The organism is Emticicia sp. BO119 (assembly GCF_013912375.1).
GTDB lineage: Bacteria > Bacteroidota > Bacteroidia > Cytophagales > Spirosomataceae > Emticicia.
In genome coordinates this window covers 56162-74938 of record NZ_JACETV010000004.1, presented here as the reverse complement: position 1 = coordinate 74938, position 18777 = coordinate 56162, and the positions used below count along the sequence as shown (strand labels likewise).

The window sequence follows — 18777 nt, the reverse complement described above, 5'->3', positions numbered from 1 at the left end:
ACTAAACGAACCCGATTATAACCGACATCTACCTTTTTTGAAATTTACCACTCAAATAGCTTTAAGCTTTTTAATGATATTCTTATGCTTAGACACCAAAGCACAAGAGGTTTCTATTAAAGTTCTTCAACAAGGAATCACTTATGCAGATTCTTCCTATTACGATATTATCCCTGTTGAAGATAAATTCTGGATTGGCGGCAAATACGGCACCTTGAAGTCGATTGATACCGAAGGTAACCTCACAAATATAATCTACCCGAGCCAGCATTTAGATATTTATAAGCTTGATAAATTTGACGAGCAAACCATCATAGCCTGCGGCGACAAAGGAATAATCTACAAGCATAATTTAAAGACAAAAATATGGCAGACCATTAAAGTGAAAGGGTATGAAAATGCCTGTTTCTACAATATGGTGGTTGTGAGCGAATCAGAGATTTATATCTGTGGTGGCCGTTCGGCTATTGCCCATTCAAAAAAGACTGTTCCGAATGGTTTTATTCTGAAATCGGTGGATGGTGGACTTACCTGGAAGAAAATCTACTCAAACCCTTTCAAAATGGTTTGGTGTGTAAAATACAATTCTTTTAATAAAAAAGTATATGCGTTGATGTACACACTCAATAAAACCCATTTATATGAATTGCAAGGAGAGAAATGGCTGCAAAAAAATAAGCTGGGCAATAGTATCTTTCATGAAATTCAGTTTTCAGATACCGATAATTATGTGGTAACAGGTGGCTGGATGGGTAAAATGGGCAGGATTTATAGTAATCATGAGAAAAAGATATTACAGACATCAGGGCTTATCTGGGGAAGAGTAGAAGGCCATAAATACGATATTTATTCGGCAGGCAATGGACAGATAATCCTCGATGATAAATCAGGGAATTATCAGGTGCATGGAGTAAAGCTCAATAAAGCATTTAATATCTACGAAACAGTTTTTACTTCTGATAATACAGCCATTGCTATCGGCAGTGCCCGTACTGTATTGATGATTACTATAATCGACCGAACCAAGTTGGTACTAAATAATATGTAATCACATCAATTGTATATACTTTTGAAAAGCCAATATCACTAATGCCGTTGTGTAGGCATCAGAAGTAAAGAAAAGGGTCTTTCTCACCACTGTCCCCCCTGAAAAAAAAACGCCTCCTTTCCAATAAACCATCTGATTATCAAAACTTCTTTGAGACCTTAAATAAGCCATAGAATGATTAATTAAGGCCGACGGGACTTTCATACCGGCTTCTTTCAAGTAGAGTAGACTCAATAATCCATAAACGGTTGATTGTATTCTATCATGGTTGTTTACTTTTTTATCGCTTTTATAACTTCCATCAGCTTGTTGGGTTTTAGAGAGATTATCCAAAAGATATTCTCCCGTTTTAGCCAAAGCGGTATCTCCGGCAGCAAAAGCCCTGCTGGCAGTATAATGAAAATGAAAGCGGTTAGGGTAATAGATACCCATACGTGCCCATCTGCCTCGTCTGGCGTGTTTTTCAATCAATATATGAGCCGCATGGCTGCCTTTACTGGATAGGGTAAGTCCACTTTTGGCGAGGTAAGTTAATACATTGGCGTTTACTACTACATCTACATCATTCGTTCCCCAAGGGATATAAGGCTTGTAGGCCTGAGGAAAACAAACACTATAAGGAATATAGAAAGTAAGATTATGCCACACAGCTTTAGTAATATTCCAGTGATCGAATGCTTCTTCTTCACCTAACCAGGTCAGGAAAGCTCCTGAATTTTTGAAGCCATGATAAAGATAATTATACCAGTGCCTGTTCTTACGGTCTTTGTCAAGATACCTGTCAAATAAATTAGATTTAGCAGTTCTTAGAGTGTCAATGCCAAAAATTTTTTTATGATACCATACCGCCAGATTACCCATTGACGTATCATCAGCATCGTTTTCTACATTAGCGGCTTTGTTGATAAATCTGTTTTTTAAAGTAAAGGTAGTTGGTCTTCTGACTAAAGGTAAAGGGTCAGGCTCTGACCCCAGAAGCAGATCCCGATTGGGTGGGAGTTGCTTCCAGAAATTAAATCTTTGCCCTGTGGCATAACTCAGCACTTCCGGGAATACTTTTCGTAGCATAGGTAGAATCTCTTTCCGGGAGGTATCTGCTAAATATATTTCAGCCAGTATATTATGAATACCTGCCATTGTAAAGCAGTTGGAGTCTCGATAATTGCTTTTTGAACCTAATAACAAAATAGAGCCTTCCATGCGCATATGCGCTTCCCATTCGCCAGCATATTGTTTTCCATCTATCGTTTGTGTGCATTGCCGGGTACTCAGATACAGTAAACAGGCGTCAATATCTGTCTGAATTGAGTCGGTTGAGATAGTTTGGGAAAATAAATGGAAATGGGAAACAAACAAAAGAAAGAGTACTTTATAATGCATATTATGTCGGCAACTAAGGAATGTTCAGCAAAAATACTCATTTTTAGCGAATAATTTTGTGTGACGAATTGACCAACCGCTGCTTAATTCACTCATAAAATTTAAACGGATGAAAATCATTACGTACTTCCAACTCCTTTACCCAAAAAAGTATCCTTTATTAAATATTTCATTTAATCTCAAATTTATAGCAGACAATAAATAGCAATTGTGTTTTTTGCTAATAGCATAAAAGTCTTCAGATTTTCGGAGGCTTTTTGTTTTTATAGAGCCATGAAATTGAATAAAAGGATTAGCCTTTGAAAACAATTTTCAAGTTTAACACTAAATTTACCGCAAAATGTAATTCTAAAATTATATCCAGTAGAAAGCAATGTCAATAGCTGAAATATACGAGAAGTTTAAGACCAGTACGGGTGTTTCGACAGATACCCGTAAGATTGATGAAGGAGTGATGTTTTTTGCATTGAAAGGCGATAAATTCAATGCGAATGAATTTGCCAAGGAAGCACTCGAAAAAGGAGCAAAATATGTAGTGATTGACGAAAAGCAATACGCTACTGAGCCAGCATGTATTCTGGTAAATGATGTGCTTTATACATTGCAGAAATTGGCAAACTATCACCGCCAGCAATTCAATATCCCATTTATTGGCCTGACTGGTTCAAATGGTAAAACTACTTCTAAAGAACTGGTAGCTGCAGTTTTATCTAAAAAGTATAATACTTATTATACTAAGGGTAATCTGAATAACCATATTGGCGTGCCTCTTACACTTTTAGGACTTAATGATGGTTATGAGATAGCTGTAATAGAAATGGGGGCAAATCATCAGGGAGAAATAAGAGATTTGTGTACTATCTGTGAGCCTACGCACGGTTTTATTACCAATGTGGGTAAGGCACATTTAGAAGGTTTCGGGGGTATTGAAGGGGTAAAAAAAGGAAAGGGAGAATTGTATGATTTTTTGGAGAGATCAGGCGGAACGGTTTTTCTGAATGCAAAGAATGATGCCTTGACTGGTATGGCTCAAAGCCGGAAGTTCAGTCAGACTATCGAGTATCTGAAAGATAATAAAATTGTATTGGTCAAAGATTCTCCTGTAGTTGTTTTCTCTACCCAGGAACCACATCTTGACCCGCAAACTTATACAACTAATCTGCCAGGCTGGTATAATTTTGAAAACATAGCGGCGGCGTTGGCTATCGGGAATTTCTTTGGTGTTTCTATTAACGATGCTTCAGAAGCAGTTAGTACTTACAACCCGGATAACAACCGCTCTCAGATAATTCAGAAAGGTACTAACAGTATTTTATTAGATGCTTACAACGCAAATCCGTCGTCAATGTCAGCAGCGATACAGAATTTTATTAACCTGAAAACCGATAAAGAAAAAATAGTGATTTTAGGAGATATGCTGGAGTTGGGAGATGAAGCGCCTGTTGAGCACAAAGCAATTGGCGAATTAGTAGCCAAAGGAGATTTTGCCTTAGTGGTTTTAGCCGGAAAACTGATGGCATCTGCGCTTGATCCGCTTCCGAAAGCGTATTATTTTCCTGACAAATTTTCTTTGCATAACTGGCTATTAGACAAGCAGATACAAAACTCTTTTATATTAATTAAAGGCTCTCGTGGCATGGGTCTTGAGAGTACATTACAGTGTTTTCAATAGGCGTTTATACCTAAAATAGCCCTTTTATCATTTTTCTCCAGTCAAAGGAAATTTATTTGTTAAATTTTCGTTATAAATTGGATTGATTTTTGAGTCAGGAAAACTTAACGAACTTATAACTTAACCGAAGGAGATTAAATTTATGAGAAAGCCGCATATATTGTCTTTAGCTCTTATAGGGGGTATCGTTGGTTCTGTATTTATGGCAGCCATGCCGCTGAACGACGACCCACCAACCAAAAACGAAACTATTCTACGAACAGTAGGTATGATGCTCGAACAAGGGCACTACAGTCCTAAAAAAATTGACGACCAATTCTCTAAAGAAATATTTACAGAGTATCTGAAACGGGTAGATCCAAGTAAAAGGGTGCTATTAGAAAAAGATATTAACAAACTTCGCAAATACGAAACCAAGATTGATGACGAAGTACATGGCGCATCTTTGGATTTCTTCAAAACCTTAGACGAAATCTACAAAGTACGCATAGTAGAAGCTGAAGATATTTATAAAGAACTGATTAATAAGCCATTTACGTTTGATAAAGAAGAAAACATTGAGTTAGATTGGGACAAAGTAGATTTTGCCGCTAATGAAGCTGATAGAAAAGACCGTTGGAGAAAATACCTGAAATGGCAGACCTTACAGGGTTTCAATGACCTGCTTGACCAACAGGAGAAGAATAAAGACAAAAATGATTTTGTTGCCAAAAACAATGAAACCCTGGAACAGGAAGCACGCGCTAAAGTGAAAAAGGCGATGGACAAGTATTTTGACCGTCTGAAAAACAAATTTGACGAAAACGAAAGATTTGCAGTATTGGTAAACACCATTACGAATCAGATGGATCCACATACTGATTTCTTCCCACCGGTTGAAAAACGTTCTTTTGATGAAAGACTAAGTGGTCGTTTCTTCGGAATTGGTGCTTTGTTGATGCAGGAAGATGATAAAATAAAAATCAGAAGTGTATCTGCCGGAGGACCAGCCTGGAAATCAGGAGAGATTCAGGCCAATGATATTATTCTGAAAGTAGCCCAAGGTGCAGGCGAGCCGGAAGATATTACCGGGTTCACGACAGACGATGCCGTGAAAGTGATTCGTGGAGCAGAGGGAACAGAAGTAAGATTGACCATCCAGAAACCTGACGGTACTCAAAAGGTTGTACCAATCATCCGTGCAGAATTGAAACTGGATGAGACCTTTGCCAGAAGTGTTATCATTAATTCTGATAAGCATAAAATAGGTTTAATAGACTTACCTGCTTTCTACGCAGACTTTAATCGCCCACAAGCAGCTCGTTGCTCAAAAGACGTAGCGAAAGAGGTAGAAAAGCTGAAAGCAGAAGGCGTAGAGGGTATTATTCTGGATATTCGTGATAATGGAGGTGGTAGCTTGCAGGAAGTAGTAAATATGGTAGGATTGTTTATCAAAACCGGCCCTGTGGTGCAAATCCGCGACCGTGCCGGCCGCCCGTCCCAGATGGGAGATAACGACCCCTCAGTATTATATGATGGCCCGCTGGTTGTATTGGTAAATGAGCGTAGTGCCTCAGCCTCTGAAATTTTTGCGTCTGCAATTCAGGATTATAAACGTGGTATTGTTGTTGGTTCATCATCAACCTATGGTAAAGGTACTGTACAAAGAGCGTTTCCTGTAGGTGGCCAGGGTAATGGTAGTGGTGCGGGTGATTTAGGTGCTGTTCACTTAACATTACAAAAATATTACCGGATCAATGGTGGTGCTACACAGTTGAAAGGAGTCGAGTCAGATGTTGTTCTGACAGGCCTGTATGAGGCTTACAAAATGCGTGAGAAAGATTCTCCGAATGCTTTGATATGGGATGAAATGCCTAAAGCAAATTATCAGACATGGCAAGCCGCTCCAGATGTAGCTTTATTACAACAGAAAAGCAAAGATCGTCTGGCTGCCAATAATGTATTCAAAGCCATTGAAGACAATACCAATATATTAGCAGACAACCGAAAAACTTCACGTTCTTTAGAACTGGCAAAGTACAAAGTACAATTGAAAGAGATAAAAGATGTTTCAAATAAAGTTCGTGATTTAACCAAACTGAAAAATGATTTATCGGTAGAGAATCTGCAAGGAGATTTAGGAGTTATTAATTCTGATTCGCTGAAAAAAGACCGTAACGATTTCTGGGTTAAATATCTTAAAAAAGATGTTTATCTGAACGAAACAATCCATGTGATGGACGATGTAATTCAGCAAAAAGGAATGGCTGTTAAAAATTAAGCTGTTCCAGCATAATAAACAGAGTACTCCATAACAATAAAAATAGCACAAGAGGCCGCTCCAAAAGCGACCTCTTTTTTTATTCATACTATCTCTGATTTTACTACTATTTTGCCCTTTTTTGGCCATTTTCATAACAATTAGATTACATGGCGGTCATTTCGTATTAATAGTTGCTTGCTTGTTTTGCGGTTTATTTTAAATCATCTAACAATGAAAAAACAAGTATTCAAAACAATTCTCAAAACGTTGGCATGCTTCGTAATTTTTGCATGCTATAAGTTACCTGCGGCCGCGCAAGGTCGTCAGGTCAAAGGTAAAGTTACGGAGGCAGAAACAGGGCAGCCGTTGCCAGGTGCTTCGGTTCAGGTAAAAGGAGCATCAACAGCAACACTGACTGATGCAAAAGGGGAGTTTACACTATCTGTTTCTGCAGATGCAACTACGCTTGTCATTTCATTTATAGGTTTCAAAGTAGCAGAAGCACCTGTGAGTTCAAATGTAAATGTGGCACTGGAAGCCGATGCGCGTTCATTACAAGAAGTTGTGGTAGTGGGTTATCAGACGATGCGTAAGAGCGATATCACAGGGGCAATTGCCAGTGTAAAAGCAAGTGAACTGAACCTGACTACACCAACCGTTGGGCAGGCTTTGGTCGGTAAAGTAGCCGGGGTTCAGATTTCGCAGGTAAGTGGGGCTCCTTACAATACTACAAAAATTCGTGTACGCGGTACAAGTTCAATCAATGCCAGCTCAGACCCATTGTATGTAATAGATGGTTATCCTGCCAATGGAGACCTATTCCTGAATATGGAAGACATCGAGTCTGTTGAAATATTGAAAGATGCTGCTTCGGCTGCTATCTATGGTTCAAGAGCTTCGGGTGGGGTGGTTTTGATTACTACCAAAAGAGGGAAAGAAGGAAGAACAACTGTAACCTACGATTATCAGTTCGGAATCAATCAGTTGGCGCGCAAGGTTAATGTATTGAATGCACAACAGTTTTTTGATTTGTTTGTAGATGCCCACAACAAGACCTATAAAGATTTGATGATTTCGCAGGGTAAAGTATGGTCTGATGAATACGTAAAAGATAACAACACGGTTCGTACAACCCGTACTAACAACGTAAATGCGAATACAATCAGAATACCTGACTATATGTACGACTTTGCCACAGGAACAATCAAAAAACCTGAGTACGATACTGATTGGCAGGATGAATTATATCGTAATGCAGGAAACCACAGACATAATCTATCTATTGCTGGCGGACGTACCGGAGTGCGCTACGCCGTATCAGGTGGTTACCAGGATCAGGATGGTATTATGCTTAATACCGACTTTGTAAAATACAATTTGCGTTCGAACATTGATTTGGATATTTCGAAAAAGATAACAATTGGGGCTAATCTGGCTTATACTGATACAAAGAATCATGAGGTAACGGAAGGGCGTTTCCACCAAAGCCCAGTGATGGCAGCTTTGATTTATCTGCCTTTCCTGAAACCATACAATGCAGACGGCACTCCGGCACAATACGGAATGTCATCACAATCAAGTGATTATGCCTTCCAAAGCGACATCGAAAATCCGATAGCTTACACGCAGATGGTAAAGAACTTCCGTAAAACAACAAGAGCTACGTATAATGTGTACGGACAATATAAAATCATGGATGCATTGACCGCTAAATTGTCTTTTGGTACATATAATTATACAAACAACTGGGAGTACTATCGCCCGACAAGTATTACATCAGGTGTAAATCCGCCATATTCTCCTCAGGCAATTACGGCAGCCAATGCACAGAATACCCGTACAGATGAAAGAGATTATCTAACAGAATTTACCCTTAACTTCAATAAAAAAGTAAAAGATTTCCATTTGAGCGGTGTATTGGGTGCTTCTTCTCAATCGCACCTTACAGATGTAATTGCTGTAACAGCCAACGGATTTACCGACGATAAAATACCATACATTACAGGGGGAGGTTCAGACCCTGCCAACTTTACACGGGGTGGAGGAACAGGTATTACCCAATATGCCATGGCTTCCGGTTTCGGTCGTTTTAATGCTAACTATCTGAATCGTTATCATATTACGGCTTCTTTCCGTGGTGATGGTTCTTCACTATTTGGTCCTAAAAATCGCTGGGCTTATTTCCCTTCTATTTCTGGTGGATGGACAATTTCTGATGAGGTATTTTACAAAAATATGTTGGGCGAAAGGTCTTCGTTAAAGTTCCGTGCCAGCTGGGGTGTGAGTGGAAATAACGGTATTGGAGCTTACAATTTCCAACAAGTGGTAGGTAAATCAGGTACTGTTATCGGTAATGCCGTACAAACAGCTATGTATCCGGGAGCTTTCCGCGATGATAAATTAGGCTGGGAGTCAACCTCACAAACCAATATTGGTTTAGATTTAGGTCTATTCAACAATCGTCTGCAAGTAATTGCTAACTACTACGATAGTTATACCTATAACCTTTTGTTCTCAAAGTCAATTACGGCGGTATCAGGTTCTACTTCGATGCTAACCAACTTACCTGATTCAAAAATCAACAACCGAGGTTTCGATTTTCAATTAGACGGAATCGTATTATCATCTAAGGATTATGAATTACGTGCCAGCGGAAATATCTCAATGAATCGTAACAAAGTACTTGACCTGGGTGGTGCCTCTACTATTCTTACCCGTGGTGCCGAACGCGGTTATGATACCCACATTACAATGGAAGGCCAACCAGTGGGTATGTTCTACGGATTTAAAGTAATTGGTATGGTAAAAACACAGGAAGAAGCCAATGCTATCAATAATGCCCCTGATGTAAATGATGATATTCCGGCACGTTCGGCATCTCAAAGCACAAAAATTCAGCCAGGTGACTTGCTGTTTCAGGATACAAACAAAGATGGTATTGTGAATGACCTTGATAAAACTATTATCGGGAATCCATATCCAGATTTTATATACGCTTTCAATCTTTCAGGACGCTACAAGAAATTTGACCTTTCTATTTCTGCGAATGGTACTAAAGGCAATATGGTGCTTGACGGACAAAACTATTATAACCTGAATATGGAAGGCTCTGGTAACCAGTATGCCATTGTAGACGAACGCTTCCGTACACCCGAAAATCCGGGCAATGGACAAATCTATCGAGCCTCGCGTGGTGGTACACAAAGTAATAGTACTCGTTTGTCGACATTCTACCTGAATGATGGTTCATTTCTGAGAATTACAAACATCACTCTTGGTTACAACTGGAACATGGCAGCTTTGACAAAAAATACAATTTCAAACGTGCGTATCTACGTTTCGTCTGATAACGTGTTCACGTTCCAGAAATACAGAGGGTATAATCCTGAGGTGGATTATAACAATGGGTCAAACTTAACTCCCGGGGTTGATTATGGTAAATATCCGTTAATGAGGTCGTTCAACGCCGGACTAAAAGTACAATTCTAAAACAAACCTGAATCATGAAAAAAATCAGTTTATTATTTATATTTATTGCACTGATATCTTCATCTTGCGAAGATTATCTGCAAATAGAAAATCCGAATGCCATTACCAGCGATAAGTTTTTTTCTTCTGAAATAGATGTTCAGAAAGCAGTAGCAGGTATATATAATGCCATCCGTAGCAATAGCGCCCTTGGAGAAGGCAGCGATTTATATAGCGAAGAACGGTCTGATAATGCAGGCCGTACAGATAATCAGTCTAATGCAGGTACACCCTTTCAGTTTACGAACTTTACATTGGTTCCGACTAACCCTGAAATGACAGGCCACTGGAATGCCTTGTACACCATAGTATCACGTGCCAACTATGTATTGTCTAATATCGATAATCAGGCGATTCGTTTCACCGACGAAAAAAACCGTGCTGTCTATAAATCAGAAGCACTTTTCCTCCGGGCTCTGGCTTATTTCCATTTGGTGCGTAAATGGGGAGATGTACCAATGGTAACACAGTTTGCGACTTCATATGATGAAATTGTAGCCAGTACATTCAGAGTAGAAAAAGGGCTGGTCTATAAACAGATTACCGAAGATTTAACAGCGGCTTTAAATTCAGATTTACCAAATATTCAGAATGCCGCTAACAAAGGCCGTACTTGTAAGGCAGCTATCAATGGGTTATTGGGGCAGGTGTATCTGACGATGGGATCTGTTTTATCAGACGAAAAACCGGCAAATTTCGCAAAAGCGAAACAATATCTTGATACCGCTTATGGAATGAGAACCTTTGGACAACTCTCAGAGATTCCTTATGAAGATGTATTTGATGTAGCTAAAAAGAATACCAATCCTGAAATTATTTTCCAGATTGTTTACAGACAGGGCGACCAGAACTATGCTTCGGGTCTGGCTTATCGTAACCAATCGATTGGTGAAACAATCAACTCTAAAAGACCATCAACCGGCCGTGGATTCTTTATTAATCCGGATATAGTGAATGAATATGAAACAGGTGACATCAGAAAAGAATTTTCAGTAAAATATGCCGATCATGCCAGCGCCAAAGCCTGGTTTATTACCAAATACCGCGATGTAAGTGATGCAGCAGCAGCCAATGGCTGGGGAGGCAATGATTTTATTCTGATGAGATACGCCGATATTGTATTGATGCTGGCCGAAGTAAACGAAAGATTAGGAAACAATTCTGAAGCAATTGGCTATTTGAACCAGGCACGTAAACGTGCAGGCTTGCCTGACTACGATGCTTCTGATGCCGATTATCATGCTAAATATCCTACCTTAAAACTGGCGATTCTTCACGAACGCAGATCCGAACTGGCATTTGAGAATCATAGATTATTTGATTTATTACGTGCTTTTGGTGATAATCCTCAAGGATTTGCAGATTATTTCAGACGTAAAAACGCGGCTGATGTAGGTATTTCAGACCTGAAGAATGTGTCAACAAAGGACGTTCTTTTTCCTATCCCTTTTGATGAGCAAAAATTGGATCCAGTAAAAATGTATCAGAATCCTGGTTATTGATTTTAATAGAAGAGGGTGAGTCACTTCACCCTCTTTATTTTTTAATATTGACCTACTATGAAAACAAAAATCATATACTCACTCTCCTTTGTTATACTGTTTGTCATGAATGTGGCAGGGCAGGGATACAATAAAAATTACCGCCCGCTTGCTTCCGGCGATTTAACAGTAGATAAAAATTTTTATCTGATTACAGTTATCGAGAAAACGCCTGAAGTAAAAGCGATTTTGACCAATAACACAATATTTAAAAACTTTCTTCAAAACAAAGTTGAGATATTGAAAACGCATGTGACAGATACTTGTTCACATCCGGTATCATTACTAAGCGATTTCTTCTGGAAACCAGATACCGCTGCATTGGCTAAAGAATTGAGCTCGGTTTATGCTGCCAATAAAAAAACTTTTGATAAAATCATCGATGGCCATCTACGCCCTTCAGGTTATTATCAGCGTTTTGTTGGTTTATCAAATGAGGTTTTATTAGCTAAAGCATGGAATCAATGTTTTTACGGGATGGATTACATCATCAACCAGTTTGGTCTCGGTAAAAAAATGAGATACCCGCGTATTGATTCAGCAAGTTATATAGTAACCTCTCGTTCGTATCGTATTATGTTGAAAGATATGATGGCCTTTCTTGATGAAAGCAGTAATAGCCTGGATGTTTTCTATAAACCATCATTGGCCGTAGCTATGCAATTGATGCAGGCAAATGACCGTGATGAACCTGCGCGTTTAGAACCTTTGGAGAAAGGTATCAACAAAGCCGCCTATGATCAGGTTCAAAAAACCGATTGGAAGAAATACAAATATGCAGCCATCATCCTTCCGGGAGCTGGCCCTGAATTAAAAATACCTATCGGCCATGAAGGAAAACTACATGCTGATGCGGCTGCCCGCAGCTATTTGAGAGGCGAGGCACCATTCATTATCCCAACAGGTGGTTATTGCTATCCGTTCAAAACGACTTATTGTGAGGCGGTAGAAATGAAAAAATACCTGATGGAGAAATATAATATTCCGGCTTCGGCCATTATTGCTGAGCCACAGGCAAGACATACCACAACCAATATCAGAAACTCGGTTCGTCTGATGATTCATTATGGTATTCCGGTGGATATGCCATCGTTATTTGTCACTTCACTATCCCAAACTAAATACTCAGCAGCAGACAGTTTTGATGCGCGAAATATGCGTGAATTAGGTTATACGCCTTATACCCATAAAAAACAATTATCAAATCATGTGATTGAGTTTTACCCGGTTATCGAATGTTTGCACATGGATCCATACGATCCGCTTGATCCTTAGCATTCTGTTTACCCTAAGTTTGAGCAAAAACGTCATCTGTCTTTATGGATGGCGTTTTTTGTTAGGTAAGTATTAAGTGGATATAAGTACTAACAGTTTACCTGTCTGCTTTTTAAAAGCTTCTACTAAAATAAAAGGTGGTTTTGCCCTATATTTGCATAAAAAACTACTCTATATACTTGAATATGACCTACGATGTAATTGTTATTGGTGGAGGTATTGTCGGGCTGGCTACTGCTTTGAAAATCAAACAGGGGAATCCGGCATTGAAATTATTGATTATTGAAAAAGAAAATAAGGTTGCCCAACACCAGACAGGACATAATAGCGGGGTTATACATTCGGGTTTATACTACAAACCGGGTAGTTTAAAAGCTACCAATTGTATCAAAGGCTACGAAATGCTTTTGGATTTCTGCAACAAAGAAGACATTAAATACGACTTGTGTGGAAAAATAGTAGTTGCTACTCGCCCTGAGCAAATCTCCATTCTTGATGGACTTTTTGAAAGAGGCGCACAAAATGGTCTGGATGGCTTCAAGATGTTGAATAAAGAACAATTGAAAGAATACGAGCCACACGTAAACGGGCTAAAAGGTTTTTTTGTGCCCCAGACCGGAATCATCGACTATATCGAAGTTTGTGAAAAATACTTACAGAAAACCCAGGAATTGGGTGGCGAAATAGTTTTTGGGGAGAAAGTAGAGAGTATTACAGATAAGGGTAGCACGTCAGTAGTCAATACCAATAAAGGTGCTTACGAAACTAAACTGGTAGTAAACTGTGCCGGACTTTACTCTGATAAAGTAGGCCAAATGACTGATGTGCGAGCCAATAAACTAAGAATTACACCTTTCAGAGGGGAGTATTTTGAGATAAAACCTGAAAAGCAATACTTGGTTAAAAATCTGATTTATCCTGTACCCGACCCTAATTTTCCTTTTTTAGGTGTACACTTTACGCGTATGATTCACGGAGGAGTTGAGGCCGGGCCTAATGCTGTTTTAGCTTTCCGTCGCGAAGGATATAAGAAACTGGATATTCATTTCGGTGAACTTTTTGAAACTTTGACCTGGAGAGGTTTCCAGAAAGTAGCCGCTAAATACTGGCGCACAGGTTTAGGCGAAATGTATCGCTCTTTCTCTAAAAGTGCTTTTACTAAGGCGTTACAGGAATTAATCCCTGAAATTCAGGAAGACGACCTGATTCCGGGTGGGGCAGGTGTAAGAGCGCAGGCCTGTGATTATGATGGCGGACTATTAGATGATTTCGCCATCTTCGAAAATGAGCGCGCTGTGAATGTCTGTAACGCGCCATCTCCTGCCGCAACTTCTTCATTATCTATCGGGCAGACGGTTAGTGAGTTGGTTTTGAAGAGGTTTTGAATTGTAAAATGATTTATCAAATCGTCTTGGTGGATAATTATACTATTAATGCATTGCCACGAAGTACTCCATGTACACAATGTGACACAATTCTATTTAGGCAATAGCTTATTTTTATATAGTGTAACATCGTGATCACATTGTGGCAAAATCATTAAATTTTCAAATAGGAACAAAACTATCTATACTCATTTTTGTCTTATAATATCTACTTTTTAGCTTTTCAATCAGAAAAAACACTCCCTTTCCAACCATTTCTAAATAATAAGTATCTATAGTATTGAAAAGGGTACTGAGCCTCAGTCAAAACGATTGTTTATGTCAGGGGAAAAACATTCTCGTTTGTTTATTCCCTTGGCCGACTGAGTGAAAAGCGTACTATGCCATAACAGTTGCGCCCTAATTTGTCAGGAATTCACATAGAAAATTAAGAAAATAAGTAAAATGAAAAAGTTAATTATTTGGTTGATGACCAGTAGTTTATTTCTGGCATCGTGCGAAAGCGAGAAGATAGATACACCAAGTGCTTCATACGATGCCCTCAGAGCTTCGACATTGTTAGGGCAATGGAAGTTTAAGGGTTATACAGATGGTAAAACGCCTAAATACGATGTATCATTAGAGTTTAAAAATGAAGAAGATAAGCTTACCATCAATGGCAGGAGTTCAGTAAATTTTTATTTTGCTGAAACAGAGATTGATGAAAGTAGAAAGACAATCAAAATTCCGGTATTAGGCTCTACTAAAATAGCTGGCACACCAGAAGCTAACGCCTTTGAAATGACTTATTATGAGAGCCTGAGAAACGTAGAAAGATATGAGTTTAAAGATAAAAACACACTGGTAATTTATCTTTCTAAACCTGCCAATGAGGCACTTTATTTTGAGAAGAAATAATAAAATCCTATAACCTGATTTTTTAAACTAACCAACCAATTTATGAAAACGCTTAAAATTGCCATACTTGCTGCCGTTTGTTCTGTAGCTGCTGCCAGTTGTGATAATAAAGGTACAGCAGTAGATCCCAATACATTAAAGGCAAATAATGAATTAAAGGCTATTCCGGCTACTTTTTCAGACCAGACAAGCGAATTTGCATTTGATTTCTGGAAAAAACATAATACTATCGAAGAGGCAGATAAAAGCTACTTTGTTTCACCGCTAAGTCTGCACATTGCTCTGGGCATGTTGCTGAATGGGGCAGACACACAAACAAAAGAAGAAATTCAGAAAGCGCTGCGGGTCTCGGGCGATATGGCTACAACCAACGGTATCTATAAAGATCTGATAGATAACCTGCCATTGAGTGACCCGAAAGTAAAAAACACCATTGCCAACTCAGTTTGGTATCGGAATACTTTCAAAGTAGAGCCATCTTATCTGGATAACCTGAAAACTTATTTTAATGCAGGTGTATTCGGTGAGAATTTCGACGATAAAGCCACTGTGGGTAAGATTAACAACTGGGCAAGTGATAATACCAACGGTAAAATCAAGAAGGTATTGGATGAAATAAAATCTGACCAGATTTTATTCCTGATGAATGCTCTATACTTCAAAGGTGACTGGAAAACACAATTTAAAGAGGGGAATACACAAAATGCAGACTTCACAGGCACAAAAGGCGTGAAAAGTGTGAAGATGATGAATATGACCGAAAACGTGAAGTATGCTAAACGTGATAATTATCAGGCAGTAGAATTGCCTTATGGTGATGGTAACTATGTAATGACAGTCATTCTTCCTGATAAATCGACTGATGCTGCTTTAGCGAGCTTGTCTGTAACTGAGTGGAAACAACTGAATGGAGCATTACAGGAACAAAAAGTGATTGTGGGCTTACCGAAATTTACCTTGGAGTACGAGGCAGACTTAAAAAAGGTTCTGATGCAAATGGGCATCAATACAGCTTTTTCTGATGGAGCAGATTTGTCGAAAATAGCCAGCCCTGCCGGGAAATTAAAAGTTGGTATGGTGAAACAGAATACCTATGTAGGAATTGATGAAAAAGGAACAGAAGCCGCAGCCGTAACAACTATAGGAGTTGTACTTACCTCCGTTCCCGTGTATCCGACTGTGGTTTGTAATCGTCCATTCTTGTTTGTTATCAGCGAAAAACAATCGAATACTATCTTATTTACAGGTAAGATTTCTAACCTTTAATTCTTATTTGTATGAAAAAACTTTGGGTTATGTTTTTCTGTATCGCGGTCTTTCTGGCTTGTGCTAAAAAAGACATCGATGTATCTCCTGTAAGTGATATTGATAATTTACCAACTATACAGACCTTCAATAACAAAGAAGGGTATCTGATGAAGGCAAACGAAGACCTGACAGTGATTGTCGTGCAGAGCGAAATGGATCCTTTGTCGTGTGCAGCTCAACCATCACATCGATTTATAGTAGCTAATCTGCCGGCTGAATTAAAAGGTAAACATGAAACTAAGATAATATTCAGCGGCGAAGTGAAACAATTCGACCAGACAGAGTTAATACTCTATGCCGGAATGCCGCTAAAGCTGACCAGAATAAAGTTAAAGTAAAAACTATCAAGTGCCATGTCGTATAGGGATACTAATCACTACGCATGGCACTTTTCTATTCTTTATACCTGCTAAAACTATGAAAAACAACTACTTCAGATGGCCTGTAACTATACTTGGTTTAAGCTTGGCCATTGGCAATCTATCATGTACAGATGATTGTGAGACAACCCGCACGTACCGCACAACTGTACCTTTTGTGCTTACAGTAGACCAGATTCGTAATGAAATTGCTTCGCAAGGCCCGCAAGAGTTAGTCAATCTGGGCAAAATCTATGTTAAGGATAATTATATCTTTATCAATGAGCTTAAGAAAGGATTGCACATTATTGATAATTCTAATCCGCAACAACCGCAGAATATTGCTTTCCTGAAAATACCGGGAGTAATAGATATGGCCGTAAAAGACAATATACTCTACGCCGACAACTATATGGACGTAGTGTCTTTTGACATTACCGACCCAAAAAACATCAAACTCACAGGAAGAGTAAAGGATGTCTTTAATCAGGGCACAGCCGATGGTATTACCTGGGGATATAGTCCAGGCTCTCAGACTATCACCGATTATGAAACCAAGATTATTACTGATAAAATTCGTACTAATTGTGGTTTTCTGATAGTTAATCCAAATCCTATTTACTACTATGCCAATGACATGGCTTATTATGCAGGCTCAAAAGGCCCTACAGGTCCTTCGGCAAGTGGTACTGGTCAAGGCGGTTCAATGGCAAGATTTACCATTTATGACGATTTCCTCTATACCGTTTCGCAGAGTGATTTGCTTCTTTTCAATATCAAGGCACCTACTCAGCCTGTTCAGGAGAGTAAGATTAATTTAGGATGGGGTATTGAAACCATTTTCCCTTATAAAGACAAACTCTTTATAGGATCAAACACGGGTATGTATATCTTTGATAATAAAAATCCGGCTAAACCAGAGCGGATAACAATGTTTGAACATGCCCGTGCCTGTGACCCTGTGGTGGTGGCTAATGATATTGCGTATGTTACTTTGCGTTCAGGTTTCTGCGGGGCATCACCTAATCGTTTAGACGTAGTCGACGTAACAAATATATACGCCCCGAGATTACTCAAAAGCTATGAAATGCAGAATCCTGCTGGGTTAGGCATTGATTTTCCAAGTCTGTTTATCTGTGAGGGGCAGTATGGTTTAAAGTCTTTTGATGCATCAAGTGCTATGGATATAAAACTGCAACAGCATATTGAAAAGATAAACGCTTTTGACGTGATTCCCTTAGGCGGAAAACATTTATTAATGGTTGGTAAAGATGGATTATATCAGTATGATACGTCAAATCCGAAAGACATGAAGTTGTTAAGTATCATTCCTGTGAAAAAAGAATCCTAAACCCCTGAACCTACTTCAATATGAAAAACATACTCATATATATAAATAAAATCAGCCTGATTTTCGTGATATTGCTCTTTGGCAGTACTGCCATAAATGCACAAGATGAAAAAGAGGGGTTCTTCCGCAAACATAAGTTTGTGAACATGACCGAATTCGGAGGACTATTTGGTAGACTTAAGTATCAGACCAATTATTACGGAGGATGGTATCCTTACCCTTATCCGGGTAACTATCCTGATCAGTATCAGATAAAGAATAAAGTAAATCTGTCGATGCAGACTTTTAACGGTGTTTATATCGATCGTAAAACGGCGGCAGGGATTACCATAGGGGTTGATGGCTATGGGGAAACTGTATTGATGCCCATAGCTTTAGGGGTACGCAGAAGCTTATTACAGAAAAAGGAGGGGGGAAGCAGTTTACAGGCAGGAATAGATGCAGGTTATTCAACCACCTGGCTGAATGAAGACAATACAGGGTTTCATACAAAGGGAGGTCTTTTAGTAAGCCCTACCATAGGCTATAGATTACCGATGCGAAATGGCTCTGCGTGGTTGATTAATATAGGGTACCGATTCCAACGGGCTGAATATAAGATGGATAGAAATGGAAATGAGGTGTATTGGTCGGAGACGAACGAGGTAAGAAAATATAAGCGGATGGTATTGCGATTGGGGATTGAGTTTTAAAAGCTCCTCTAAGAACTTCCAATAATTGTGTAATTGTTGGAGGTTCTTATGACAGATTTTTACTTTAATGGTATGTTTTTGAGGCATTTGTTTAGGTAG

The 18777-nt window shown here is 39.0% G+C and carries 13 protein-coding genes; 12 read left to right on the top strand and 1 reads right to left on the bottom strand.

Going from position 1 to position 18777, the window contains the following annotated elements:
* Positions 1–73 precede the first annotated feature (73 nt).
* On the top strand, positions 74–1048 hold the full coding sequence (locus H1R81_RS14300; protein WP_181841420.1) for a hypothetical protein: 975 nt from the start codon (positions 74–76) through the stop codon (positions 1046–1048).
* On the opposite strand, the gene H1R81_RS14295 is transcribed toward H1R81_RS14300, so the two are convergent.
* Entirely contained in the window at positions 1049–2428 is a 1380-nt protein-coding gene (locus tag H1R81_RS14295) for a hypothetical protein (RefSeq protein ID WP_181841419.1), read from the bottom strand. It abuts the gene before it with no gap.
* A 373-nt stretch (positions 2429–2801) separates the two neighbouring features.
* Between H1R81_RS14295 and murF the strand changes: the two genes are divergently transcribed.
* The 11 genes from murF (at position 2802) to H1R81_RS14240 (ending at position 18678) form a co-directional block, all read left to right on the top strand.
* Positions 2802–4100, top strand: coding sequence for a UDP-N-acetylmuramoyl-tripeptide--D-alanyl-D-alanine ligase (gene murF, locus H1R81_RS14290; protein WP_181841418.1), 1299 nt, complete (start codon positions 2802–2804; stop codon positions 4098–4100).
* Between the two features lie 142 nt (positions 4101–4242).
* Positions 4243–6360, top strand: coding sequence for a carboxy terminal-processing peptidase (locus H1R81_RS14285; RefSeq protein WP_181841417.1), 2118 nt, complete (start codon positions 4243–4245; stop codon positions 6358–6360).
* A gap of 213 nt (positions 6361–6573) precedes the next feature.
* Positions 6574–9831, top strand: a complete 3258-nt coding sequence (locus H1R81_RS14280; RefSeq protein ID WP_181841416.1) for a TonB-dependent receptor — start codon at positions 6574–6576, stop codon at positions 9829–9831.
* A 14-nt stretch (positions 9832–9845) separates the two neighbouring features.
* The gene (locus H1R81_RS14275; protein WP_181841415.1) at positions 9846–11372 is read left to right on the top strand and encodes a RagB/SusD family nutrient uptake outer membrane protein; all 1527 of its coding nucleotides are present in this window, start codon (positions 9846–9848) and stop codon (positions 11370–11372) included.
* Between the two features lie 57 nt (positions 11373–11429).
* A complete protein-coding gene (locus H1R81_RS14270) occupies positions 11430–12686 on the top strand; it encodes a YdcF family protein (RefSeq protein ID WP_220275231.1) in 1257 nt (418 codons plus the stop codon).
* Between the two features lie 185 nt (positions 12687–12871).
* Positions 12872–14071 carry an L-2-hydroxyglutarate oxidase gene (lhgO, locus tag H1R81_RS14265; RefSeq protein WP_181841414.1) on the top strand — a complete coding sequence of 400 codons (1200 nt, stop codon included), beginning with the start codon at positions 12872–12874 and terminating at the stop codon, positions 14069–14071.
* 444 nt (positions 14072–14515) lie between these two features.
* Positions 14516–14968, top strand: coding sequence for an META domain-containing protein (locus tag H1R81_RS14260; protein ID WP_181841413.1), 453 nt, complete (start codon positions 14516–14518; stop codon positions 14966–14968).
* 42 nt (positions 14969–15010) lie between these two features.
* Positions 15011–16234, top strand: coding sequence for a serpin family protein (locus tag H1R81_RS14255; protein ID WP_181841412.1), 1224 nt, complete (start codon positions 15011–15013; stop codon positions 16232–16234).
* 11 nt (positions 16235–16245) lie between these two features.
* Positions 16246–16614 carry a hypothetical protein gene (locus H1R81_RS14250; RefSeq protein ID WP_181841411.1) on the top strand — a complete coding sequence of 123 codons (369 nt, stop codon included), beginning with the start codon at positions 16246–16248 and terminating at the stop codon, positions 16612–16614.
* A 79-nt stretch (positions 16615–16693) separates the two neighbouring features.
* A complete protein-coding gene (locus H1R81_RS14245; protein ID WP_181841410.1) occupies positions 16694–17986 on the top strand; it encodes an LVIVD repeat-containing protein in 1293 nt (430 codons plus the stop codon).
* Between the two features lie 20 nt (positions 17987–18006).
* Entirely contained in the window at positions 18007–18678 is a 672-nt protein-coding gene (locus tag H1R81_RS14240; protein WP_181841409.1) for a hypothetical protein, read from the top strand.
* Positions 18679–18777: the final 99 nt, after the last annotated feature.

Excerpts from the sequence above, each read along its gene's own strand:
- H1R81_RS14300 (WP_181841420.1), top strand. The coding sequence starts at position 74 with ATGATATTCTTATGCTTAGACACCAAAGCACAAGAGGTTTCTATTAAA.
- H1R81_RS14295 (WP_181841419.1), bottom strand. The coding sequence starts at position 2,428 with ATGCATTATAAAGTACTCTTTCTTTTGTTTGTTTCCCATTTCCATTTA.
- murF (WP_181841418.1), top strand. The coding sequence starts at position 2,802 with ATGTCAATAGCTGAAATATACGAGAAGTTTAAGACCAGTACGGGTGTT.
- H1R81_RS14285 (WP_181841417.1), top strand. The coding sequence starts at position 4,243 with ATGAGAAAGCCGCATATATTGTCTTTAGCTCTTATAGGGGGTATCGTT.
- H1R81_RS14280 (WP_181841416.1), top strand. The coding sequence starts at position 6,574 with ATGAAAAAACAAGTATTCAAAACAATTCTCAAAACGTTGGCATGCTTC.
- H1R81_RS14275 (WP_181841415.1), top strand. The coding sequence starts at position 9,846 with ATGAAAAAAATCAGTTTATTATTTATATTTATTGCACTGATATCTTCA.
- H1R81_RS14270 (WP_220275231.1), top strand. The coding sequence starts at position 11,430 with ATGAAAACAAAAATCATATACTCACTCTCCTTTGTTATACTGTTTGTC.
- lhgO (WP_181841414.1), top strand. The coding sequence starts at position 12,872 with ATGACCTACGATGTAATTGTTATTGGTGGAGGTATTGTCGGGCTGGCT.
- H1R81_RS14260 (WP_181841413.1), top strand. The coding sequence starts at position 14,516 with ATGAAAAAGTTAATTATTTGGTTGATGACCAGTAGTTTATTTCTGGCA.
- H1R81_RS14255 (WP_181841412.1), top strand. The coding sequence starts at position 15,011 with ATGAAAACGCTTAAAATTGCCATACTTGCTGCCGTTTGTTCTGTAGCT.
- H1R81_RS14250 (WP_181841411.1), top strand. The coding sequence starts at position 16,246 with ATGAAAAAACTTTGGGTTATGTTTTTCTGTATCGCGGTCTTTCTGGCT.
- H1R81_RS14245 (WP_181841410.1), top strand. The coding sequence starts at position 16,694 with ATGAAAAACAACTACTTCAGATGGCCTGTAACTATACTTGGTTTAAGC.
- H1R81_RS14240 (WP_181841409.1), top strand. The coding sequence starts at position 18,007 with ATGAAAAACATACTCATATATATAAATAAAATCAGCCTGATTTTCGTG.